Annotated in this window: 20 protein-coding genes; all 20 read left to right on the plus strand. The window is 65.6% G+C overall.

Annotation, left to right across the window (positions count from 1 at the left end; all coding sequences use genetic code 11):
- Nucleotides 1-94: 94 nt before the first annotated feature.
- Complete coding sequence (locus C8C99_RS18750; RefSeq protein ID WP_056646773.1) at nt 95-1,156, plus strand: GTP-binding protein; 1,062 nt, start codon at nt 95-97, stop codon at nt 1,154-1,156.
- A gap of 177 nt (nt 1,157-1,333) precedes the next feature.
- Nucleotides 1,334-2,134 (plus strand): RNA polymerase-binding protein DksA, encoded by an 801-nt coding sequence (gene dksA / locus C8C99_RS18755; RefSeq protein WP_108626546.1) that lies wholly within the window; start codon nt 1,334-1,336, stop codon nt 2,132-2,134.
- Between the two features lie 47 nt (nt 2,135-2,181).
- Nucleotides 2,182-3,921, plus strand: a complete 1,740-nt coding sequence (locus C8C99_RS18760; protein WP_108626547.1) for an STAS domain-containing protein — start codon at nt 2,182-2,184, stop codon at nt 3,919-3,921.
- A 163-nt stretch (nt 3,922-4,084) separates the two neighbouring features.
- Complete coding sequence (gene hslV / locus C8C99_RS18765) at nt 4,085-4,651, plus strand: ATP-dependent protease subunit HslV (protein WP_108626548.1); 567 nt, start codon at nt 4,085-4,087, stop codon at nt 4,649-4,651.
- A gap of 132 nt (nt 4,652-4,783) precedes the next feature.
- A complete protein-coding gene (hslU, locus tag C8C99_RS18770; protein WP_108626549.1) occupies nt 4,784-6,109 on the plus strand; it encodes an ATP-dependent protease ATPase subunit HslU in 1,326 nt (441 codons plus the stop codon).
- Nucleotides 6,110-6,361: 252 nt separating this feature from the next.
- Nucleotides 6,362-6,790 carry a division/cell wall cluster transcriptional repressor MraZ gene (gene mraZ / locus C8C99_RS18775; RefSeq protein ID WP_015012546.1) on the plus strand — a complete coding sequence of 143 codons (429 nt, stop codon included), beginning with the start codon at nt 6,362-6,364 and terminating at the stop codon, nt 6,788-6,790.
- A gap of 8 nt (nt 6,791-6,798) precedes the next feature.
- On the plus strand, nt 6,799-7,725 hold the full coding sequence (rsmH, locus tag C8C99_RS18780) for a 16S rRNA (cytosine(1402)-N(4))-methyltransferase RsmH (protein WP_108626550.1): 927 nt from the start codon (nt 6,799-6,801) through the stop codon (nt 7,723-7,725).
- 1 nt (nt 7,726) lies between these two features.
- A complete protein-coding gene (ftsL, locus tag C8C99_RS18785; RefSeq protein WP_056646760.1) occupies nt 7,727-8,047 on the plus strand; it encodes a cell division protein FtsL in 321 nt (106 codons plus the stop codon).
- A complete protein-coding gene (locus C8C99_RS18790; protein ID WP_056646759.1) occupies nt 8,044-9,789 on the plus strand; it encodes a penicillin-binding protein 2 in 1,746 nt (581 codons plus the stop codon). The genes ftsL and C8C99_RS18790 overlap by 4 nt, the downstream gene beginning before the upstream one ends.
- Nucleotides 9,786-11,303, plus strand: coding sequence for a UDP-N-acetylmuramoyl-L-alanyl-D-glutamate--2,6-diaminopimelate ligase (locus tag C8C99_RS18795; protein WP_108626551.1), 1,518 nt, complete (start codon nt 9,786-9,788; stop codon nt 11,301-11,303). Before C8C99_RS18790 ends, C8C99_RS18795 begins: the two co-directional genes overlap by 4 nt.
- Complete coding sequence (gene murF, locus C8C99_RS18800) at nt 11,294-12,760, plus strand: UDP-N-acetylmuramoyl-tripeptide--D-alanyl-D-alanine ligase (protein ID WP_108626552.1); 1,467 nt, start codon at nt 11,294-11,296, stop codon at nt 12,758-12,760. The genes C8C99_RS18795 and murF overlap by 10 nt, the downstream gene beginning before the upstream one ends.
- A 39-nt stretch (nt 12,761-12,799) precedes the next feature.
- Nucleotides 12,800-13,978, plus strand: coding sequence for a phospho-N-acetylmuramoyl-pentapeptide-transferase (gene mraY, locus C8C99_RS18805; protein ID WP_056646752.1), 1,179 nt, complete (start codon nt 12,800-12,802; stop codon nt 13,976-13,978).
- On the plus strand, nt 13,975-15,948 hold the full coding sequence (gene murD, locus C8C99_RS18810) for a UDP-N-acetylmuramoyl-L-alanine--D-glutamate ligase (protein ID WP_233247265.1): 1,974 nt from the start codon (nt 13,975-13,977) through the stop codon (nt 15,946-15,948). The genes mraY and murD overlap by 4 nt, the downstream gene beginning before the upstream one ends.
- Nucleotides 15,945-17,219, plus strand: a complete 1,275-nt coding sequence (gene ftsW, locus C8C99_RS18815; protein WP_056646746.1) for a putative lipid II flippase FtsW — start codon at nt 15,945-15,947, stop codon at nt 17,217-17,219. Before murD ends, ftsW begins: the two co-directional genes overlap by 4 nt.
- Nucleotides 17,216-18,286, plus strand: coding sequence for an undecaprenyldiphospho-muramoylpentapeptide beta-N-acetylglucosaminyltransferase (murG, locus tag C8C99_RS18820; RefSeq protein WP_108626553.1), 1,071 nt, complete (start codon nt 17,216-17,218; stop codon nt 18,284-18,286). The genes ftsW and murG overlap by 4 nt, the downstream gene beginning before the upstream one ends.
- The gene (murC, locus tag C8C99_RS18825) at nt 18,283-19,716 is read left to right on the plus strand and encodes a UDP-N-acetylmuramate--L-alanine ligase (protein ID WP_056646741.1); all 1,434 of its coding nucleotides are present in this window, start codon (nt 18,283-18,285) and stop codon (nt 19,714-19,716) included. The genes murG and murC overlap by 4 nt, the downstream gene beginning before the upstream one ends.
- Nucleotides 19,713-20,702 carry a D-alanine--D-alanine ligase gene (locus C8C99_RS18830; RefSeq protein WP_056646738.1) on the plus strand — a complete coding sequence of 330 codons (990 nt, stop codon included), beginning with the start codon at nt 19,713-19,715 and terminating at the stop codon, nt 20,700-20,702. Before murC ends, C8C99_RS18830 begins: the two co-directional genes overlap by 4 nt.
- Nucleotides 20,702-21,508, plus strand: a complete 807-nt coding sequence (locus tag C8C99_RS18835; RefSeq protein WP_056646735.1) for a cell division protein FtsQ/DivIB — start codon at nt 20,702-20,704, stop codon at nt 21,506-21,508. The genes C8C99_RS18830 and C8C99_RS18835 overlap by 1 nt, the downstream gene beginning before the upstream one ends.
- A gap of 101 nt (nt 21,509-21,609) precedes the next feature.
- A complete protein-coding gene (gene ftsA / locus C8C99_RS18840) occupies nt 21,610-22,839 on the plus strand; it encodes a cell division protein FtsA (RefSeq protein WP_108626554.1) in 1,230 nt (409 codons plus the stop codon).
- A gap of 151 nt (nt 22,840-22,990) precedes the next feature.
- Entirely contained in the window at nt 22,991-24,232 is a 1,242-nt protein-coding gene (gene ftsZ, locus C8C99_RS18845; RefSeq protein ID WP_056646732.1) for a cell division protein FtsZ, read from the plus strand.
- Nucleotides 24,233-24,251 lie beyond the last annotated feature (19 nt).

Raw genomic sequence — 24,251 nt, forward strand, 5'->3', positions numbered from 1 at the left:
GGGCTTGACAGCCTCGGTACACTGAAAAAGATGCCCCTGGGTGGGGCACTGCGCCGCGCAGCGCAAGTATTTGATTCCCTTGAAAGACAGATTTATGGCACTGATCCCCGTTACCATCCTCACCGGCTTTCTGGGCTCTGGCAAAACCACCTTGCTCAAGCGCCTCTTGAGCGAAGCCCACGGCCAGAAGATCGCCGTGATCGAGAACGAATTCGGCGAAGAGAACATCGACAACGACATCCTCGTGACCGAGTCCAAGGAGCAGATCGTGCAGATGAGCAATGGCTGCATCTGCTGCACCATCCGCGAAGACCTGCGCGAAACCCTGCAGTTGCTGGCCGCCAAGAAGCGCAAGGGCCTGCTCGACTTTGATCGCATCGTGATCGAGACCACCGGCGTGGCCGACCCCGGCCCCGTGGCCCAGACCTTCTTCATGGACGAAGAGATCGCCGAAACCTATCTGATCGACTCGATCATCACGCTGGTGGACGCCAAGCATGCGCCCCAGCAGCTCAATGACCGCCAGGAGGCACGCCGCCAGGTGGGTTTTGCGGACCAGATCTTCCTGTCCAAGACCGACCTGGTGTCCCAGGATGAGACCGAGGCGTTGATCCATCGCCTGAAGCACATGAACCCGCGCGCGCCCATCAAGGCCGTGCATTTTGGCGAGGTGCCGCTCAAGGAGGTGCTGGACCTGCGGGGCTTCAATCTCAATGCCAAGCTGGACATTGACCCCGACTTCCTGAAGGAGGAAGGGGAGGGGCACGACCACCACGACCATGACCACGAGCACGGCGAGCACTGCAGCCACCCTTCGCACCAGCACGACCACGGGCATGGCCACCACCATCACCACGACGATGACGTGAAGAGTTTTGTCTACCGTTCGGACCGCCCGTTCGACCCGGCCAAGCTCGAAGACTTCCTCGGGGCCATCGTCAACATTTACGGCCCGCGCATGCTGCGTTACAAAGGCGTACTGAATATGAAGGGCACTGAGCGCAAGGTGATCTTCCAGGGCGTGCACCAGCTCATGGGCAGTGACCTGGGCCCCCAGTGGGCCGAGGGCGAGCCGCGCACGAGCAAGATGGTGTTCATTGGCATTGATCTGCCCAAGGACATCTTTCTGCAAGGGCTGGAGCAAAGCCTGGTCTGATCTGCTTGCCGGTTTTGAGGGGCGATGGACCCCGATTTGTGTTGTATCTGCAACGTTTCCGTTTGCGTGAGCTCAGGTCGATACAATCGCGCCCCGGTAAAACCACCCAAGGCTTGCCACCAGTCCCGGGCCGTGAGAGCGGCCAAGGGCCCGCCCGTACTGCGAGGAGACCAGGAAGTGAAAGCCGATACCAGCAAACCCAAGGGGGCCACCAAGGTAACCCCTGCCGCGGCAAAAAGCGCCGCCGCCCCAGCGGCATCCAAAGTTGCTGCGAAGGCCACTGCCAAAACTGCTGCGGCGCCCAAGGTGACCGCACCCCCTGCCGCCGTGGCGGCACCTGCTGCGGCGCCCGCGCTGCAAGCGGGCTCGCAGGTACCCGTGCGCACAACCCGGCCTTCTTCCCGATTGGCCCAATTGACCGTACCATCCATGGCACAGACGGTGGCCTCCACAGCTGCCAAAGCCAGTTACCAACACACCATGCCCACGACCGCGCAAGCGCAGCCCACTTACATGGCTGCCAAAAAAGACCCCAAGCTGGCGAACAACTGGAAAACCAAGTCCGTTGCCGAGCTGACCGACGCTGAAGTCATGGCCATGCCCGACAGCGAGTATATGAACGAAAAGCAGATGGCGTTCTTCCGTCTCAAGCTCGTTCAGCTCAAGCAGGACATCCACAACAGTGCCGGTGAAACCACCGAACACCTGCGTGAAGACACGGTGGTCGTGCCCGACCCGGCCGACCGCGCCACCATCGAAGAAGAACACGCGCTGGAGCTGCGCACCCGCGACCGCGAGCGCAAGCTGCTCAAGAAGATCGAGCAGTCGATCGCCCGCATCGACGCAGGTGACTATGGCTACTGCGACGAGACCGGTGAGCCCATTGGTGTCGGCCGCCTGATCGCGCGCCCCACGGCCACGCTGTCGCTGGAAGCGCAGCAGCGCCGCGAACTCAAGCAGAAGATGTTCGGAGATTGAACAGGCTGCGGCCTGTTGATCCACGCGCGCACACTGCACCCTGAGCCATGAGCAAGGAAGAAACCACCCCTGGCGGCCTGCTATCGAAGGTGGTGCGGTTCGTGAAAAATCCGACCGTGAACTGGACGGAGCTCGACTCCATCCAGGACGACCGGGAGAGCCAGTACAGCAAGCAGATGCTCAAGGAGATGATCGAGCGCAAGCGCCGCAACGACTTCGTGCGGCGCCGTGAGTTCGATCAGCTGCGCAAGCTGCGCCAGCGCGAGGTGCTGCAGGGGCAGCGCGTGGAAGACGCCGCCGGTCGTCCTTCGTTCTTCCAGAGCAGCATGGCGTCACCCGACGAACGGGCCGTCACGCTCAAGAAGATCGATGAGATCGAAGCGCAGATGTCCCAGCAGTGGTGGAAGAGCAAGCAGGGCGCCGACGCCCCCACCCAGCCCGGCGTGATGCCCGATTCCAGCACGGAAGCCTCTTCGGAAGAGCACGCCCGTGCCTATGCACCCACGGTGCCCGGGAGCCTGTCGGCCCCGCTGGACACCAAGCCCGCCGTTCAGCCCCTGTTTGCCGATGACAGCATGGCCATTGGCCGCTTTGGTGGCACGGACGCCACCATGCTGCCGGGCAGCACCCCACCCGTCGAAGCATCCTTCAGCCCTGCGGCACCTACGGCTGCGCCCGCGCCCGCATTCGAACCGGAGGAATTCGTGCACGAACCCGACCTTGAAGAAGCCGCGATCCGGTTTGCCAATGGTGACCATGCAGGGGCCGAGTCCGGCCTGCTGGAAGTGCTGGCCCAGCACCAGCAGGACGACCCCGCCCAGCAGCTCGAAATCTGGATGACGCTGTTCGACCTGTATCGGGCCACCGGGCGGCACGACGGTTTCGACACCCTGGCCATCGACTTTGCCGCGCAGTATGGCCGCTCGGCCCCGCTGTGGTTCTCCATCCCGGCGCAGCTGGGCCTTGTGGTGGAGGCTGCACCGGCTGCCGCCGAACCCGCCCCCGCCATGCGCCGCGATTTCAGCTGGAACGCCCCGCCCACCGTGGCCGTGTCTTCGGTGGCGGCCCTGCAGGCCTCGCTGGCCCGTGCGGCATCGCCCTGGACGCTGTCCTGGTCGCGCCTCACGGCCATCGACGAGGCTGCGGTGCCCCTGTTGGCCGACCAGGTCAGCCTGTGGGCCGACCGGGATGTCCAGATTGTGTTTTCAGGGGTGGAAAAGCTCCATGCTCTGCTGGATGCCAAGACCCAGTCAGGCGACCGCTCCAACAGCCCCGAATGGTGGCGCTTGCGCATGGCCGCCATGCGCCTCATGGGCAAACCCGACGAGTTTGAACTGGTGGCGCTGGACTACTGCGTGACCTACGAGGTCTCTCCGCCCTCCTGGGTATCGCCGCGCTGCGGATATTCGGACAATGAGGGTGTGTCGTCTGGCTCGGCCCCCCTGGCGGTCGACAGCGACTTTGTGGCGTCCGATCTGGGTGAATCGTCGATTTCCCCTGTGGATGCCGGGCCCATCGCACAGCTCAGTGGCCATATCGATGGCGATGCCACGCCCCTGCTGCAGCCGTTCGAGGTGCACCTCAAGCCCGGTGTGCCACTGACCATCGCCTGCGACAAACTGATCCGGGTGGACTTTGCTGCCGCGGGCTCCGTGCTCAACTGGGCGGCCGAGCAACAGGGTCACGGCCATGTGATCCAGTTCCACAACCTGCAGCGACTGGTGGCGATCTTCTTCAACGTGATCGGCATCAACGAGCACGCCTGGGTGGTGCCCCGAAAGAACTAGCGGGACTTTCCGCCATGGGCCGCTCTGCGGCCCTCTCTTTTTTGACCCTTCGGGGTTTCCTGGCAAAGCGGCCTGACCGCTACGCAGAGCGATCGGGACAGGGCGCCGCCCGTCTGGGGCGGCTGGCTTGCAAAATGGGCGGTAACCCCCATCTGCCGCAGCTATGGACTCATCACAAGACAACCATCCGGTGTTCCACGGCACCACCATCCTCAGTGTGCGTCGCCAGACGCCTTCCGGGCTCCAGGTCGCCATTGGCGGCGACGGGCAGGTCACGCTGGGCAACATCGTGGTCAAGGGCACGGCGCGCAAGGTGCGCAAGCTTTACCACGGCAAGGTGCTGGCCGGCTTTGCCGGGGCCACGGCGGATGCCTTCACGCTGTTCGAGCGTTTCGAGGCCAAGCTGGAAAAGCACCAGGGCCACCTGACGCGCGCTGCCATCGAACTCACCAAGGACTGGCGTACCGACCGCGTGCTGCGCCGCCTCGAGGCCATGCTGGCCGTGGCCGACGCCAGCGCGTCGCTCATCATCACCGGCAATGGCGACGTGCTGGAGCCCGAGCAGGGCATCGTGGCGATTGGCTCCGGGGGCGCCTATGCGCACTCGGCGGCCAAGGCGCTGCTGGTGAACACCGAGTTGTCCGCTGAAGAGATCGTGAAGAAGTCGCTCGAAATCGCGGGCGAACTCTGCATTTACACCAACATGAACCACACCATCGAGACGCTCTGAGCGTACGGCGGTGGAACCGGCCCCAGGCTGGCCGCACGGTCAGCCCCTGATGGGCTGATTGCTCTGTTTTTTATAGCTGCTTGCGCATGATTCACTGGCGCTACAGCCCCATTTGATACCAGGAAGACCTGTATGTCGTCCATGACCCCCCAGGAAATCGTCTCCGAGCTGGACCACCACATCGTGGGCCAGGCCAGCGCCAAGCGCGCCGTGGCCATTGCACTGCGTAACCGCTGGCGCCGCCAGCAGGTCGAGGGCAGCCTGCGCCAGGAGATCACGCCCAAGAACATCCTCATGATCGGCCCCACCGGCGTGGGCAAGACCGAGATCGCACGCCGCCTGGCCAAGCTGGCTGATGCGCCCTTCATCAAGGTCGAGGCCACCAAGTTCACCGAGGTGGGCTACGTGGGCAAGGACGTGGACTCCATCATCCGCGACCTGGCCGAGATGGCCGTCAAGCAGACGCGCGAGACCGAGATGAAGAAGGTGCGCGCCCGCGCCGAAGATGCTGCCGAGGAGCGCATCCTGGACGTGCTGATCCCCCCGGCCCGCGCCGCAGCAGGCACCGAGCCTGTCGCTGACAACACGGCTCGCCAGGTCTTTCGCAAGAAGCTGCGCGAAGGCGCGCTGGCCGACAAGGAGATCGAGATCGACGTGGCCGAGGCCCGTCCGTCGCTTGAGATCATGGGCCCGCAGGGCATGGAAGAGATGACCGAGCAGCTGCGCGGTATGTTCAGCCAACTGGGGCAGGACAAGCGCAAGACCCGCAAGCTCAAAATCGCCGAGGCCTTGAAGCTCATCACCGACGAAGAGGCTGGCAAGCTGGTCAACGAAGAGGAAATCAAGACCCGCGCTGTGCAGAACGCTGAGCAGAACGGCATCGTCTTCATCGATGAGATCGACAAGGTGGCCGCGCGGCAGGAAAGCAGTGGCGCGGACGTGTCGCGCCAGGGCGTGCAGCGCGACCTGCTGCCGCTGGTGGAGGGCACCACGGTGTCCACCAAGTACGGCATGATCAAGACGGACCACATCCTGTTCATCGCGTCGGGCGCCTTCCACCTGTCCAAGCCCAGCGACCTGATTCCAGAGCTGCAGGGGCGTTTCCCGATCCGGGTGGAACTGGAATCGCTGTCGGTCAAGGACTTCGAAGCCATCCTCACGCAGACCCACGCGTCGCTGGTCAAGCAATACCAGGCGCTGCTGGCCACCGAGGGCGTCACGCTGGAGTTCGCGCCCGAGGGCATCACCCGCCTGGCGCGCATCGCGTTCGAGGTGAACGAGCGCACCGAGAACATCGGCGCGCGCCGCCTGTCCACGGTGATGGAGCGCCTGCTGGATGAGGTGAGTTTTGACGCCACGCGCCTGTCTGGCCAGACCATCACCATCGACGCCGCCTACGTCGATGCGCGCCTGCAGACCCTGAGCCAGGACGAGGACCTGTCGCGCTACATCCTGTGACCACTCGGTCAAGCCTTGAGAGGTCACTTTCATAGGCCTCTCTAAGTGCTTCTTTTTCAACGACTTTTGACGTTTTAGTGGCTGAAAAAACGCATCTAAGTCGTTGATTTCATTGAAAAGTTTGTGGGACACCCCCCTTGTTCGGTGTGCTTTTCCTGCTACAGTGCAAAAAAGTGCAATTAAGTGGTGAAAAGTGCCCTCAAGGTCCGGTTCTGGACCTCCGAGGCGCAAAACCGAACTGGGAATCTGTCCGTGTTTCAAGGTGCCTCGTCGCTGAGTCTCGATGCGAAGGGTCGGCTGTCCGTGCCGACCCGGCATCGTGACGTCCTCGCGGCCACGGCATCGGGTCAGCTCACCATCACCAAGCACCCGCACGGCTGCCTCATGGTCTTCCCTCGCCCTGAATGGGAGAAGTTCCGCGAACGCATTGCCCAGTTGCCCATGTCCGCCCAGTGGTGGAAGCGCATCTTCCTGGGCAACGCCATGGATGTAGACATGGACGCCACCGGCCGTGTGCTGATTTCCCCCGAGCTGCGCGAAGCCGCCGGCATCTCCAAAGACACCATGCTGCTGGGCATGGGCAACCATTTCGAACTCTGGGACAAGGCCACCTACGACGAGCAGGAAGCCAAGGCCATGCAGGGCGAGATGCCGGATGTCTTCAAGGACTTCTCCTTCTGAGGCGCGCTGTGACATCCCCCTTGCAACACACCACCGTTCTGCTCAACGAGGCCGTGGACGCTCTTCTCGGCGGCGCAGGCCCGGAGCCCGCGGGCACCTGGGTCGATGCGACCTTCGGACGCGGCGGGCACTCCCGCCTCATCCTGCTTCGGCTGGGCCCCCAGGGGCGCTTGGTGGCCTTTGACAAGGACCCCGAAGCCATCGCCGAAGCAACGCGCATCACCGATGCGCGTTTTTCCATTCGGCACGAAGGTTTTCGCCATTTGGCCGACCTGCCACCCGCCAGCGCTGCGGGCGTGCTGATGGACCTGGGTGTGAGCTCGCCCCAGATCGACAGCCCCGAGCGGGGCTTCAGTTTCCGTTTTGACGGCCCGCTGGACATGCGCATGGACACCACGCGCGGTGAAAGCGTGGCCGATTGGTTGGCCACGGCCGAAGTCGGTCAGATTGCGGAGGTGATACGTGACTACGGTGAAGAACGGTTTGCTGGCCCCATTGCAAAGGCGATTGTTGCTCGGCGCGAAGAACGGGGTCCTCTTGCAACCACCGCAGAACTGGCCGACCTCGTGGCTGGCGCGGTCAAAACCCGCGAGCCGGGCCAGAACCCTGCAACGCGCACATTTCAAGCTCTTCGGATTTTCATCAACGCCGAGCTTGAAGAGCTGCAACAGGCGCTAGAGGCCAGTCTCTCGGTGCTGCAGCCGGGTGGGCGGCTGGCGGTCATCAGCTTTCACTCGCTTGAAGACCGCATCGTCAAGCAGTTCATCGCCAAGCACTCCAAGGAGGTGTATGACCGCCGCGCGCCGTTTGCCGCGCCGCAGGCGATGAAGCTCGTCGTGCTCGACCGCATCAAGCCCAGTGCGGCCGAGGTCGAGGCCAACCCCCGCTCGCGCAGCGCCATCATGCGCGTGGCCGAGCGCACGGCGGTCGTCTGACATGACGCGGCTCAACGTGGTCCTGTTGCTGGCGGTACTGGCCAGCGCGATCTATCTGGTGCACACCCAGTACGAATCGCGCCGCCTGTTCACCGAGCTGGACCGCGCGGTGGCCGAGGCCCGTCGCCTGGAGACAGAGCACCAGCGCCTGCAGGTCGAAAAACGTGCCCAGGCCACGCCGCTGCGGGTGGAGAAGATCGCGCGTGCGCAGCTGAACATGCGCACCGCCACGCCCGCCATCACGCAGTACGTTTCCGACCCGCAGGGCGTCGCGGCAGCGGCGGCCGCTGCTGCATCGCAACCGGCAGGGGCGCAGCCATGAGCCGCAGCGTGCTCTACACGTCAAGCCCTCTGCTGGCCAGCAAGACGCCGGTCTGGCGCAGCAAGTTCATCGTGGCGGTGATTGCGCTGGGATTTTTGGGGCTGGCCGGGCGGGCGGCCTATGTGCAGGTGTTTGGCAATGCGTTTTTTCAGCGCCAGGGCGAGGTGCGGTTTGCCCGCACGCTCGAGCTGCCTGCCAACCGCGGCAAGATCGTGGACCGCAATGGCCTGATCCTCGCGTCCAGCGTGCCGGCCGCCAGCATCTGGGCCATCCCAGAGGACGTGGACCAGGACAAGCCCGAAGTCCGTGCCAAGCTCAAGCAGTTGGCCAAACTGCTGGACATGCCGCAGGCCGACCTGCTGAAGAAGCTGGCGGATGAGGACAAGACCTTTGTCTGGATCAAACGCCAGCTGGACTGGGACGTGGGTCAGCAGATCGCCGCCCTGGATATCAAGGGCATCTACCAGCGCAAGGAATACCGGCGCCAGTACCCCGAAGGGGAGGCCTCAGCCCATGTGGTGGGGTTTACCAATGTGGAAGACCATGGCCAGGAAGGCATGGAGCTGGCCTTCGATAAGGATCTGGCGGGCAAGCCCGGTTCGCGCCGCGTGATCAAGGATCGCCTGGGCCGGGTGGTCGAGGGCGTGGGTGAGACGGTGCCCCCGGTGGACGGCAAGGACATGCAGCTGTCCATCGACAGCAAGGTGCAATTCTTTGCGTACCAGAAGCTGCGCGATCAGGTGACGGCGCACAAGGCCAAGGCTGGCAGTGTCGTGGTGCTGGATGCCCACACCGGCGAACTGCTCGCGCTGGCCAACTACCCGAGCTACGTGCCCGACAAGCGCCAGAACCTCACGGGCGAGCAGCTGCGCAACCGCGCACTCACCGACGTGTTCGAACCTGGCTCGACCATGAAGCCGTTCACCATTGGTCTGGCACTGGAGTCGGGTCGCGTGCGCCCCGAGACCATCGTAGACACCAACCCCGGGCGCATCACCATCACGGGCTCCACCATCTCCGACACGCACAACTACGGGGTGCTGACGGTGGAGGGCGTGATCCAGAAGTCCAGCAATGTGGGCACCACCAAGCTGGCCATGCAGATGCCTGCGCGCGAGATGTGGGAGACCTTCTCGGCGGCTGGCTTCGGGCAAAAGCCGCAGCTGCATTTCCCTGGTGTGGTGACGGGCCGCCTTCGCCCCTACAAGACCTGGCGCCCGGTGGAGCAGGCCACGATGTCGTATGGCTACGGCCTCTCGGCCAGCCTGTTCCAGATGGCGCGCTCGTACACCGTGTTTGCCAACGGCGGGCGGGTGATTCCGGCCACCATGCTCAAGACCAGCGAACCTGCGGTGGGCGTGCCCGTGTTCTCCGAACGCACGGCCGACCAGGTGCGCAAGATGCTGCAGATGGCTGCAGGCCCCGGCGGCACCGGCCAGAAGGCGCAGACACTGGGCTATTCGGTGGGCGGCAAGTCGGGCACCGCGCGCAAGCAGGTGGGCAAGAACTATGCGTCGGGCAAATACCGCGCGTGGTTCACCGGCATGGCACCTATCGACAAGCCCCGCATCATCGTCGCCGTGATGATCGACGAGCCCAGCGCGGGCCAGGTGTATGGCGGCCTGGTGGCTGCGCCGGTCTTCAGCGAGGTGGTGCAACAAACGCTGCGCATGATGGGCGTGCAGCCCGACATGGCCGTCAAGCCACAGATCGTGGCCAATGCGGTGGAGGAGTCGCTGTGACACCCGCGCCGCTCCACGCCCTGCAGTCCGCTAGTGAGGCCGTGCAATGGCTGCGCTCGCGTGTGACCGGCACCCTGCACACCGACAGCCGCCAGATCACACCCGGCGATGGCTTCATCGCCTGGCCCGGCGCCGCCACGGACGGCCGCGCGCATGTGGCCGATGCCATGGTGCGCGGTGCCACGGCCTGCCTGGTCGAACAAACCGGCGTCGAGGCCTTCGGCTTGGTGGGCGACCACCTAGCCGCGCTGCAGGGCCTCAAGGCCGCCACGGGGCCCATCGCCGCCGAATGGTTTGCGCAGCCGACCCAGCAGCTCAAGGTGCTGGCAGTGACGGGAACCAACGGCAAGACCAGCACGGCCTGGTGGCTCGCGGGTGCCCTGAATGTGCTATCGAATGAGGAGCATTCAGGGCAGGAGCAATGTGCGCTTGTGGGCACTTTGGGCATGGGAGTGCCTCCCGCGCTGATTTCCACCGGCATGACCACCCCTGACCCAGTGCGCCTGCAGCGCGCGTTTGCACAGTTTGGGGCTCAGGGGCTGGGCGCCTGCGCCATCGAGGCATCGTCCATTGGACTGGCAGAGGCCCGGTTGGACGGCACGCACATCCACGCGGCCATCTTCACCAACTTCACGCAGGACCACCTGGACTACCACGGCAGCATGGCCGACTACTGGCTGGCCAAGCGGGCGCTTTTCGACTGGCCTGGACTGCAGTCCGCCATCGTCAATGTAGACGACCCTGCGGGCGCCCAATTGCATGGCGAACTCGAAGGCAGTGCGCTGGATCTGTGGAGCTTCTCGGCCCAGGGCCCCGCGCGCCTGGCCGCACAGGACATTGCCCTGGGTGACCAGGGCCTGCGCTTCATGGTGGTCGAGGGCGCTGACCGCCAGTGGCTGCAAACCCGCGTCATCGGTCAGTACAACGTGCAAAACCTGCTGGGTGTGCTGGCCACGCTGCGCAGTCTGGGCGTGCCGCTGGACCGCGCCGTGCACGCCTGCGCCAGCCTGCAGCCGGTGCCGGGTCGCATGCAGCGGTTGGTGGCGGCGGGCCAACCCCTGGTGGCGGTGGACTATGCCCACACCCCCGACGCTTTGGACAAGGCTCTGCAAGCCCTGCGCCCCCTGGCCATCGAGCGTGGTGGACGGCTGTGGTGCGTATTCGGCTGCGGTGGCGACCGCGACGCAGGCAAGCGCCCCCTGATGGGCGCGGTGGCCCAACAGCAGGCCGACCAGGTGCTGGTGACCAGCGACAACCCCCGCAGCGAAGACCCTGCGGCCATCCTGCACCAGATCCTGCAGGGCACGATTGCCGGCGGCACGGTGCGCGCCGAGCCCGACCGTGCAGCCGCCATCGCCCAGGCCATTGCCGAAGCTGCGCCCGCCGATGTGGTGCTGATTGCCGGCAAGGGCCACGAAGACACCCAGGAGGCGGCAGGCGTGCGCGTGCCGTTCTCTGACATGGCCCATGCGCAGGCTGCGCTGCAGGCCCGAGGAGCCCACACATGGGCATGAACAGTTTTGAACCCGTCATGACTCTGCAGCAAGCCTGGGCGCTGCTGCAGCCGCGTATTCCCACTGCCCGTCTGGTGGGCGATGGCGCCACCCCGCTGGCGCGCGTGCACACCGACACGCGTACGCTGCAGCCGGGCGATTTGTTTGTGGCACTCAAGGGCGAGCGTTTTGACGCCAACGCCTTCCTGGCCGATGCCCGTGCAGGCGGCGCTGCTGCCGCCATTGCACACGGTGGCCTGGAGGGGGCTGGTTTGCCAGGTATCGAGGTACCCGACAGCCTGGCCGCGCTGGGTGCGCTGGCCACGGCCTGGCGCGCGCAGCTACCCCTGCCGCTGATTGGCGTGACTGGCAGCAATGGCAAGACCACGGTGACGCAGATGATTGCGTCCATCCTGCGCGCCTGGCAGGGCGAGGCCGCGTTTGCCACGCAGGGCAACTTCAACAACGACATCGGTGTGCCACTGATGCTGATGCGCCTGCGCGCCAGCCACCGCGCCGCCGTGATCGAGATGGGCATGAACCACCCTGGCGAGATCGCCACGCTGGCCGCCATGGCCCGGCCCACGGTGGCCTTGGTCAACAACGCGCAGCGCGAGCATCTGGAGTTCATGCACACCGTCGAGGCGGTGGCCCGCGAAAACGGTTCGGTGTTTGCCAGCCTGCCCGCCGATGGTGTGGCTGTGTTCCCGGCAGGGGATGTCTACACGGGCCTGTGGCAGTCGCTGGCCATGGAGCAACCCGGCCGCCGCACAGTCACCTTTGGCGATGGCGGCGATGTGCGCTGTGCGCAGGCCGCCTGGGAGCGTGGCGCCTGGGCGGTCACCCTGGCCACGTCACGCGGCGAGATCACGACCCGCCTGCACATCGCTGGCCGCCACAACGTCACCAATGCGCTGGCAGCCACGGCGTGCACGCTGGCAGCCGGCGCACCCGTTGCGGCCATTGCCCAGGGGCTGCGTGACTTCACACCCGTCAAGGGCCGTTCGCGCGCGTTCAGCGTGTCCGTTGCAGGGCGCGACATCACGGTGGTGGACGACACCTACAACGCCAACCCCGATTCCATGCACGCTGCCATCCAGGTACTGGCCGAACTGCCGGGCCCGCAACTGCTGGTGATGGGCGACATGGGCGAGGTGGGCGACCAAGGCCCGCAGTTCCATGCCGAGGCGGGCGCACTGGCCCGTGAGGCTGGCATCCCCACGATGTTTGCGCTGGGCGCGCAGTCGGTGCATGCCGCGTCGGCCTATGGCGATGGGGCCCGACATTTCAACGAGATGGGCGCCCTGCTGGATGCCGTGCGCAGCGCATTGCCCGCGGTGGGCAGTGTGCTGGTCAAAGGGTCGCGATTCATGAAGATGGAACAGGTGGTCGAGGCCATTGCGGCCGCCGCACCGCCGTCAGAACAACAACAAAAGCCGATCAATCCACGGGAGGGACACCATGGCGCAACGCATTGAAATCGCCCGCACGGTGCCAGCCCATACCGGAGGTGCCACATGCTGCTGATGCTGTCGCAATGGCTGCAGGGGCTGTCGCCTGAGTTCGGCTTTTTCCGGGTGTTCCAGTACCTCACCTTCCGTGCGGTGATGGCGGCCTTGACGGCGCTGCTCATCGGGCTGGTGGCAGGCCCCAAGGTGATCCGCGTGCTCACCTCGCTCAAGATCGGCCAGCCCATCCGGGGCTATGCCATGCAGTCGCACCTGTCCAAGAGCGGCACGCCCACCATGGGGGGGGTGCTGATCCTGCTGTCGATCGCCATTTCCACCCTGCTGTGGTTTGACCTGTCCAACCGCTTTGTGTGGATCGTGCTCATCGTCACGCTGGGCTTTGGTGCCATTGGCTGGGCGGACGACTGGCGCAAGGTGGTCAACAAGGACCCCGAGGGCATGCGTTCGCGCGAAAAGTATTTCTGGCAGTCCGTCATCGGCTTGGTTGCAGCGCTGTACCTGGCGTTCAGCATTTCCGAAAGCTCCAACGCCAAGGTGTGGGAGCTGTTCGTGGCGTGGGTGCAGTCCGGCTTCTCGCTCGACCTGCCTCCCAAGGCCGGGCTGCAGCTGCCATTCTTCAAGGAAATCAGCTACCCGCTGGGGGTGCTGGGCTTTGTGGTTCTGACCTACCTCGTCATCGTGGGTTCAAGCAATGCGGTGAACCTGACCGACGGCCTGGACGGCCTGGCCATCATGCCCGTGGTGATGGTGGGCTCGGCCCTGGGCGTGTTCGCCTATGTCACCGGCAGCTCGGTGTATTCCAAGTACCTGTTCTTCCCGCACATTCCGGGTTCGGGCGAGTTGCTGATCTTCTGCGCGGCCATGGCGGGCGCGGGCCTGGCCTTTCTGTGGTTCAACGCGCACCCGGCGCAGGTGTTCATGGGCGACGTGGGCGCACTGGCCCTCGGTGGCGCCTTGGGCACCATCGCCGTGATCGTGCGCCAGGAAATCGTGCTCGCCATCATGGGTGGCATCTTTGTGGTCGAGGCCCTGTCGGTGATGCTGCAGGTGACCTGGTTCAAATACACCAAGAAGCGCTACGGCGAGGGCCGCCGTCTGCTCAAGATGGCGCCGCTGCACCACCACTTTGAAAAGAGCGGCTGGAAGGAGACGCAGGTGGTCGTGCGCTTCTGGATCATCACCATGCTGCTGTGCTTGATTGGTCTGTCCACGCTGAAACTGCGATGAACCCGAACGAGCCCCTTCTTCCCGACCCCCTCGGCACACCCGAGGCCGTGCCCCCGATGGCAGGGGCCGGGGTGGACGCTGACGGCGCTCCAGAGGTCAATTCCGGAACGCAGGACGCTGCGCCCCTGGCACCTGACGTGAATGCGGCCCAGGACGTTGCCGATCCAGCGACGGAGAGCAGTGAAGTAACAGACGCTCCGCTCGTCGCTGGGGACACCGAGGTGGCCCCAGGCGCGCCTGCAGCGAAAGGCACCACCGCTGCCTGGAATCCCGAGGCGGTGCCTGCCGTCTCCGCCGCCAAGGCGGCTGCGGACTTTGTGGCCCAGATCTTTGCCGAGGTGGCCGCACCCGAGTCGGGAGCCTCTGACAGTACGGATGCCCCCGACGCCGTGGAGGCCGACGAGCCCGTGACTCCCGATGTGCCTGCAGGCCCCGCGCGTGAGGGCGTTGCGAACCTGCTGCACAACCAGCCCATCCTGATCCTGGGCCTGGGTGCCTCGGGCTTGGCGATGGCACGCTGGTGCGTGCGCTGCGGTGCGCAGGTCACCGTGGCCGATACCCGCGCGGCCCCACCGCAACTGCCCACGCTGCAACAGGAGCTCCCCCAGGTACGGTTTGTGTCGGGCGCATTCGACGCCAGCCTGGTGCAAGAGCAGGGCCTGCACGCGGTTTATCGTTCACCCGGGCTGAGCCTCGAAGCAGTTGCTCCTGTTTTGGAAGCGGCTCGTGCAAATGACATCAGCACTGGCGGCGAATTGAGCCTGTACGCCCAGGCCCTGGCAGTCTTGCGTGGATCGCACGCGTATGCACCGGCCGTGCTGGCCATCACCGGGACCAATGGCAAGACCACCGTGACCTCGCTCACCGGCCAGCTGGTGGAGCGTTCAGGCAAACGCGTCGCCGTGGCCGGCAACATCGGCCCCACCCTGCTCGACACGCTGGCTGAGCACCTGGATGCAGACACCTTGCCCGACGTGTGGGTGCTGGAACTGTCGAGCTTTCAGCTGGATGGCATCACGGGCTTCGAGCCCACGGCCGCCACGGTGCTCAACATCACGCAGGACCACCTGGACTGGCACGGCAGCATCGAGGCCTATGCGGCCGCCAAGGCGCGCATCTTTGGTCAGACGGGCTTGATGATCCTGAACCGCGAAGACACGGCGGTGATGGCCATGCTTCCGCCCCCCGTCAAAGTCAAGCTGCAAAAGCCGCAGGTGCGTGCGCACCTCACCTTTGGTGGCGACATGCCGCGGCGTCCGGGCGACTTTGGCATCGAAGTGGTGAGCGGCATGCCCTGGCTGGTGCGCGCGATGGACGCGGACGAAACCCGCAAGCGCGGTCGCAACGAGGTCGAGGAAGACCTGCACATCCAGCGGCTCATTCCGGCGGATGCGCTGCGCATCCGCGGCCGCCACAACGCCACCAATGCGCTGGCGGCGCTTGCACTGGCTTCGGCGGCCGGTTGTCCGCTGGCTCCCATGTTGTACGGCCTGCGCGAGTACCGGGGTGAGCCTCACCGTGTGGAGCCCGTGGCCATCATCCACGGTGTGGAATATTTCGACGACAGCAAGGGCACCAACGTGGGCGCTACGGCGGCAGCGCTGGTCGGGCTGGGCACGGAGCGGCGCCTGGTGGTCATCCTGGGCGGAGAAGGCAAGGGGCAGGACTTTGCGCCCCTGGCGGCGCCCGTGGCGCGTTATGCGCGTGCGGTGGTGTTGATCGGCCGCGATGCGCCACTGATCCGCGCGGCATTACAGGACGCAGGTGTGCCGCTGCTGGATGCCGAAACCTTGCCCCAGGCCGTGGCACTGGCCGCGCAGCGTGCCCATTCGGGCGACGCGGTGCTGATGTCACCCGCCTGCGCGAGCTTTGACATGTTCAAGGACTACGAACACCGCGCGCAGGTCTTCTGCGAGACGGTGCGGACCATGGCCGACGACGCCGGCCAGCCGACGGAGGGTATGCAATGACCGCCAAGGCCAGCACCCTGACCCTGCTGCAACGCGTGACCGGCTGGTTCGGTGGCCTGCCCGGCAAGGCGGCCGATGTGCTGCCCGTGCGCGTGGGCGGCACCGAGTACCGCCAGTCGTCGAGCACGCCCGCGAGTGTGCTGGGCTTTGACCAGGCCTTGCTCTGGGTGGTGGTGGCGTTGCTGGCGTGGGGGCTGGTGATGGTGTATTCCGCGTCGATTGCCATGCCGGACAACCCCCGGTTTGCCAACTACGCGTCCACGCACTTCCTGACCCGCCACATGATGTACCTGGTCGTGGGGTTTGTGGCGGCGCTGCTGGCGTTCCAGATACCCATGGCGCTGTGGGAGCGCGTGGCGCCCTGGTTGTTCATCGTGGCGCTGCTCATGCTTGTGGCGGTGCTGATCCCCGGCGTGGGCAAGGTGGTCAATGGTGCGCGCCGCTGGTTGTCCATCGGGCCCGTGGGCTTCCAGCCCTCCGAGGTGGCGAAGTTTGCGGTGCTTGTCTACGCTGCCGACTACATGGTGCGCAAGATGGAGGTGAAGGAGCGTTTCTTCCGCGCCGTGCTGCCCATGGGCGCGGCGGTGGCCATCGTGGGCGTGTTGCTGCTGGCCGAGCCCGACATGGGCGCCTTCATGGTGGTCGCCGTGATCGCCATGGGCATCCTGTTCCTGGGCGGTGTGAATGCCCGCATGTTCTTCCTGATCGCGGGCGTGCTGGTGGGGGCCTTTGCGCTGATGATTGCCAGCTCGCCCTGGCGCCGCGAGCGCGTGTTTGCGTACCTGGACCCCTTCAGCGACCAGCACGCGTTGGGCAAGGGCTACCAGCTGTCGCACTCGCTGATCGCCATCGGACGCGGCGAGGTGTTTGGCGTGGGCCTGGGGGGCAGTGTGGAGAAGCTGCACTGGCTGCCCGAGGCGCACACCGACTTCCTGATGGCGGTGATCGGTGAAGAGTTTGGCCTGGTGGGCGTGGTCGCGCTCATCATCCTGTTCCTGTGGATGACCCGCCGCATCATGCACATTGGTCGCCAGGCCATTGCGCTGGACCGCGTTTTCTCGGGCCTCGTCGCGCAGGGCGTGGCGATCTGGATCGGTTTCCAGGCTTTCATCAACATGGGCGTGAACCTGGGCGCACTGCCGACCAAGGGGCTCACGCTGCCGCTGATGAGTTTTGGCGGGTCGGCGATTCTGATGAACCTGGTGGCGCTGGCGGTGGTGCTGCGCGTGGACTATGAAAACAAGCTGCTCATGCGCGGAGGCCGCGTATGAGCAAGCAAAAGACCGCACTCATCATGGCCGGTGGCACCGGTGGCCACATCTTCCCCGGCTTGGCCGTGGCCGAAGAGCTGCGTACGCGTGGCTGGCGCGTGCATTGGCTGGGCGCGCCCGGCAGCATGGAGTCGCGCATCGTGCCGCAGCACGGCTTTGCGCTGGAACTCATCGATTTCTCGGGTGTGCGCGGCAAGGGGCTCGTCACGCTGGCCCTGCTGCCGCTGCGTCTGTTGCGCGCGTTCTGGCAGGCGCTGCAGGTCGTGCGCCGTGTGAAGCCCGACGTGGTGGTAGGCCTGGGCGGCTACATCACCTTTCCGGGCGGGATGATGGGCGTGCTCGCGGGCAAGCCTCTGGTGCTGCACGAGCAGAACTCCGTGGCCGGCATGGCCAACAAGGTACTGGCCGGTGTGGCCGACCGGGTGTTCACGGCCTTCCCCCATGTGTTCAACAAAGGTCAGTGGGTGGGCAACCCCCTGCGCACCGCCTTCACGCAGCAGCCCGGCCCGGCCGAGCGGTTTGCGGGCCGCACCGGCCCCCTGCGCCTTCTGGTGGTGGGCGGCAGCCTGGGCGCGCGTGCACTCAACGAGATCGTGCCCCAGGCCATCACCCTCATGCCTGCCGAACAACGACCCACCGTGGTCCATCAAAGCGGAGCGACGCAGATCGATGCGCTGCGCGCCAACTACGCCGCCGCCGGGGTCGAGGCAGAGTTGACGCCTTTCATCGACGACACCGCCAGCGCGTTTGCAGCGGCCGACATCATCGTTTGCCGGGCGGGGGCGAGCACCGTCACCGAGATCGCGGCCGTGGGCGCCGCATCCATCTTTGTGCCCTTCCCGTCGGCCGTGGACGACCACCAGACCACCAACGCGCAGTTCCTGGTGAATGCGGGCGGCGGCTGGCTGGTGCAGCAGCGCGACCTGACGCCGCAAGGGCTGTCTGAAATGCTATTGAAATTGGAGCGATCCACGCTTGTGGATGTAGCGCTCAAGGCCAAAAACATGCAAAAAATCAACGCCACCCGCGAGGTGGTGACTGCCTGCGAGGAGTTGGCCCAACCATGAAACATGCGATTCGCCATATCCATTTCGTAGGCCTGGGCGGTGCCGGCATGAGCGGCATCGCCGAAGTGCTGTTCAACCTGGGCTATCGCATCTCGGGCTCGGACCTGGCCGACAGCGCCACGCTGCGCCGTCTGGCAGATCTGGGCATCAAGACCTGCCTCGGCCACGCGGCAGCGCACATCGATGGCGCCGACGCCGTGGTCACGTCCACAGCGGTCACTTCGGACAACCCCGAGGTGCTGGCCGCGCGCGAAAAGAAGATTCCCGTGGTGCCGCGCGCACTGATGCTGGCCGAGCTGATGCGCCTGAAGCAGGGCATTGCCATTGCGGGCACACACGGCAAGACCACCACCACCAGCCTCGTGACCAGCGTGCTGGCCGAGGCGGGGCTGGATCCGACCTTTGTGATTGGCGGCAAGCTCAACAGCGCGGGCGCCAATGCCAAGCTGGGCAGCGGTGACTACATCGTGGTCGAGGCGGACGAGTCCGACGCGTCGTTTCTGAACCTGCTGCCCGTGATGGCGGTGGTGACCAACATCGACGCCGACCACATGGAGACCTACGGCCACGACTTCGGCCGGCTCAAGGGCGCGTTTGTCGACTTTCTGCACCGCATGCCGTTCTACGGCACGGCCGTCCTCTGTGTGGACAGCCCGGCCGTGCGCGACATCCTGCAAAGCGTGACCTGCCCCATCACCAGCTACGGCTTCTCGGAAGACGCGCAGGTGCGTGCCATCAACGTGCGTGCCGAGGCCGGCCAGATGCGCTTCACGGTGCAGCGGCGCAATGGCGTCACGCTGCCCGACATGGAGATCGTGCTCAACCTGGCGGGCGAGCACAACGTGCTCAACGCGTTGTCGGCCATTGCCGTGGCGGTGGAGCTGAACATCCCCGACGAAGCGGTGCAACGCGCGCTGGCAGGCTTCAAGGGCGTAGGCCGGCGCTTCCAGCGCTATGGCGATCTGCCCGCGAAGGACGGCGGCACCTTCACCGTCATCGACGACTACGGCCACCACCCAGTGGAGATGGCCGCCACGCTGGCGGCCGCACGCGGTGCCTTCCCCGGGCGGCGCCTGGTGCTGGCCTTCCAGCCGCACCGCTACAGCCGCACGCGCGATTGCTTCGAGGATTTCGTCAAGGTCATCGGCAATGCCGACGCGGTGCTGCTCACCGAGGTGTACGCCGCTGGTGAGGCGCCAGTCGTGGCCGCCGACGGTCGCTCGCTGGCCCGTGCCCTGCGGGTGGCAGGGCGGGTGGAGCCGGTGTTTGTGGACAACGTGGCCGACATGCCGCAGGCCATCGCCGACAACGCACGCGCGGGCGACGTGGTGATGTGCATGGGCGCGGGCTCCATTGGCGCCGTGCCCGGCAAGGTGGTTGAAATGCTACAAAATAATGAGCTGAAAGCGCACGAAGGGAGCGCACCATGACCCTTCCTGAATCGAATATCGACGTGAAATCGCTGGGCAAGGTGGCCGTCCTGATGGGCGGAGACTCGGCCGAGCGCGAGGTGTCGCTGATGTCGGGCAGCGGCGTGCTGCAGGCGCTGCGCTCGCGTGGCGTGGATGCCCATGCGTTTGACCCCGCACAGAACGCGCTGGGCGATTTGAAGCGCGATGGCTATGCGCGCTGCTTCATCGCACTGCACGGCCGCCATGGCGAAGACGGCACGGTGCAGGGCGCGCTGGAGCTGCTGCGCATTCCGTATACCGGTCCCGGCGTGATGGCATCCGCAATCGCCATGGACAAGGTCATGACCAAACGGGTATGGCTGGCCGAGGGCCTGCCCACGCCACGTTACGTGTGGCTGGCCCCTGACCGTCAACAGCGTGAAGTAGTGCGCACGGTGCCCGATGAACTGGGCTTGCCCCTCATCGTCAAGCCGCCGCGCGAAGGCTCGTCCATCGGCGTGACCAAGGTGCGCGGCTATTCGGACATGCAGGAGGCCGTGCAGCTGTCGGCCCAGTACGACCCCGACGTGCTGTGTGAAGAGTTCATCGAAGGCGAAGAGGTGACCTGCCCCGTGCTGGGCCAGGGCGCCAGCGCCCGTGCGCTGCCGGTGATCCGCATCGTGGCGCCCGATGGCGCCTACGACTACCAGAACAAGTACTTCACCGACGACGTGAAGTACCAGTGCCCGAGCGGCCTGCCCGAGGCCGAGGAGCGCGAGATCCAGCGCATCGTGCTGGAGGCCTACCGCACCCTGGGCTGCCGTGGCTGGGGCCGTGCCGACCTGATGATCCGCGCGAGCGACCGCAAGCCCTTCCTCCTGGAGATGAACACATCCCCAGGCATGACAGGCCATTCGCTCGTGCCCATGTCGGCCCGGGCCTCGGGCATCAGCTACGAAGAGCTGTGCCTGCGCATCCTCGCGGATGCGGCACTGGACACGCCCGCAAAGCCAAAGGCTGCCTGATGAATCAGACGCTGCCCGCACCCCTGGACGTCAAGCTCATGAACCTGACCGCGTCGGTCCTGTTCGTGGGCTGCGCCATGGCGGTGCTGGCAGCGGGGGCATGGTGGGTACTGCGCTACCCGGGCTTTGCCATCGCACGCATCGTGGTGCAGGGCGAGCTGGTGCACAACAACGCGGTGACGCTGCGGGCCAATGTGGCGCCGCACCTGGTGGGCAACTTCTTCACGGTGGACCTGCGGGCCGCCCGCGAGGCCTTCGAGCAGGTGCCCTGGGTGCGCCGCGCGCAAGTGCGTCGGGTCTACCCCGGCAGCCTGCGCGTGGAGTTGCAGGAGCACGACGCCGTGGCGTATTGGGGCCCAGACACTGGCTCAGCGCTGGTCAACAGCCAGGGTGAAGTCTTCGAGGCGAATGTGGGCGATGTGGAGCAGGAAGGCCTGCCGCGCCTGTTAGGGCCTGCAGGTAGTTCGGCCGAGGTGCTGCAGATGTATGGCCTGCTGGAGCCGGTGTTCAAGCCCCTGGGGCTGGACGTGGAAGAACTGGAGCTGACGGGGCGGGGCGGCTGGCGCGTCACCCTCGACAGCGAGGCGGTGGTGGAGCTGGGGGGCGGCACGCCACAGGAAGTGGTGCAACGCACACAGCGGTTTGTGCGCACCCTCACCCAGGTGGCCGCGCAGTACGGCCGCCGCGTGGATGCGCTGGAGTCTGCGGACTTGCGCCACGCGGGGGGCTATGCGCTGCGTTTGCGGGGCGTGACCACGGTGAGCGCGGACGCCGCTGGCGGCGCTGCGGGTGTGCGCCGGAGGTGATGGCATGGACCGCAGCGAATCGGTGGTGGTGTGGTGCGTGACGGGGCGGGCGGGGTGGGCCGCAGTGCCACAGGCAAGAACAGAGAAGGGCAGAGACTGATATGGCAAGAGAATACAAAGACGTGGTGGTGGGGCTGGACATCGGCACGGCCAAGGTCATGGCCGTGGTGGCCGAGGTTCTGCCCAGTGGCGAGCTCAAGCTGGCGGGCCTGGGCGTGGCGCCCAGCAATGGCCTCAAGCGCGGCGTGGTGGTGAACATCGACGCCACGGTGCAGAGCATCCAGCAGGCGCTCAAGGAGGCCGAGCTGATGGCGGACTGCAAGATCCAGCGCGTGTACACCGGCATCACGGGCAGCCATATCCGCGGGCTGAACTCCAGCGGCATGGTGGCCGTGAAGGACAAGGAAGTCACCTCGGCCGACGTGGCGCGCGTGGTGGAGACGGCCAAGGCCATCAACATCAGCAGCGACCAGCGCCTGTTGCTGGTGGAGCCGCAGGAATTCGTGATCGACGGGCAGGACGTGAAGGAGCCCATCGGCATGAGCGGCATCCGCCTCGAGGCCAAGATCCATATCGTGACCGGCGCGCAAAGCGCCGCCGAGAACATCATCAAGTGCGTGCGCCGCTGCGGCCTGGAGGTCGAGCAGCTCATGCTGAACCCGCTCGCCAGCAGCCAGGCGGTGCTGACCGACGACGAGCGCGAGCTGGGCGTGGTGGTGGTGGACATCGGCGCAGGCACGACCGACGTGGCCATCTTCACCGGCGGTGCCATCCGCCACACAGCGGTGATTCCGATTGCGGGCGACCTCATCACCAGCGACATCGCGATGGCGCTGCGCACCCCTACGAAGGACGCCGAAGACATCAAGGTGGAAAGCGGCTACGCCAAGCAGCTGCTGGCGGACCCCGAGGCGCAGGTGGAAGTGCCCGGCCTGGGCGACCGCAGCCCGCGCATGCTGAGCAAGCAGGCGCTGGCCGGTGTGATCGAGCCGCGTGTCGAAGAAATCTTCTCGCTCGTGCAGCAGGTGGTGCGCGAGTCGGGTTACGAGGAAGTGCTGTCGTCGGGCATCGTGCTCACGGGCGGCAGCTCGGTGATGCCCGGCATGATCGAACTGGGCGAAGACATCTTCCTCAAGCCCGTGCGGCGCGGCATCCCCAAGTATTCGAGCGCGCTGGCGGACATGGTGGCCCAACCCCGTGCGGCCACGGTCATGGGCTTGCTGGAAGAGGCCCGACTGGCGCGCCTGCGCGGCTTCAAGGTGGCCCAGAAGAGCGGGTCGATGAAGACCGCATTCGGGCGCTTCAAGGATTTCATCGTGGGGAATTTCTGACCATGAAATACCCCCTGTGGCTAGCGCGTGGGAGCCCTCACCAGATACCGCGCGAGCGATGGCGATGTACAGGACCGCCACGCACTACAAAAAAAATGATCCCATCTCTCAATTGGCAATTGCATACGAATTTAGAACCAGGAGCTCCAAGATGACCATCGAAATGATCGAAGCCGAAGAATTCAACCAGGGCACCCAGATCAAGGTGATCGGTGTGGGCGGCGGCGGCAGCAATGCCGTCGAGCACATGATTGCCCGCAGTGTCCAGGGTGTGGAGTTTGTCAGCGCCAACACCGATGCGCAGGCGCTCACGCGCAGCTCGGCGCACCGCGTCATCCAGCTCGGCAACAGCGGCCTGGGAGCAGGCGGCAAGCCAGAGAAGGCGCGCGATGCCGCCGAGGCAGCGGCGGAAGATATCCGCGAGGCCATCGCTGGCGCACACATGCTGTTCATCACGGCCGGCATGGGCGGCGGCACGGGCACTGGCGCGGCACCCGTGATCGCGCGTGTGGCCAAGGAAATGGGCATCCTGACGGTGGGTGTGGTCACCAAGCCCTTCGATTGGGAAGGCGGTCGCCGCATGAAGAACGCCGACGATGGCCTGGCCGAGCTGGAAGCCAACGTGGATTCGCTGATCGTGGTGCTCAACGAAAAGCTGCTGGACGTGCTGGGCGACGACATCACCCAGGACGAGGCCTTTGCCCATGCCAACGACGTGCTCAAGAACGCCGTGGGCGGCATTGCCGAGATCATCAACGAGTACGGCCAGGTGAACGTAGACTTTGAAGACGTGCGCACCGTGATGGGCGAGCCCGGCAAGGCCATGATGGGTACGGCCACCGCCAGCGGCCCGGACCGCGCGCGCATCGCTGCCGAGCAGGCCATTGCCTGCCCGCTGCTCGAAGGCATCGACCTGTCGGGCGCAAAGGGGGTGCTGGTGCTGGTCACGGCCAGCAAGGGCAGCCTCAAGCTGTCCGAGTCGCGCCAGGCCATGAACACCATCAACGCCTACGCCTCGACCGATGCGCATGTGATCTTCGGTGCCGCCTACGACGAAAGCCTGGGCGACGAGATCCGTGTGACCGTGGTGGCCACAGGCCTGTCGCGTGCCAACGCACGCCGCCAGCCCATCTCCGTGGTGCAGGGTGGCTTGCGCACGGGTACGGACAACATGGCCTACCAGATGCCTGTTGCAGGCGTTGGTACCCTGGGTGGCGCGGTGGGCGTGCAAGGTGGCCATGCAGGCAGCACACAGGCCGACTACGGCAGCATGTCGGTGCCCAGCGTGTGGCGCACCAACCGCACGCAGGCCGCGGCCCGCGTGGATGCCCTGTCGTCGGGCGGCATGGATGACCTGGAGATCCCCGCCTTCCTGCGCAAGCAGGCCGACTGAAAGCCCGGCTGATCGCATC

Origin of the sequence: Acidovorax sp. 107 (assembly GCF_003058055.1) — a bacterium.
GTDB lineage: Bacteria > Pseudomonadota > Gammaproteobacteria > Burkholderiales > Burkholderiaceae_C > Acidovorax.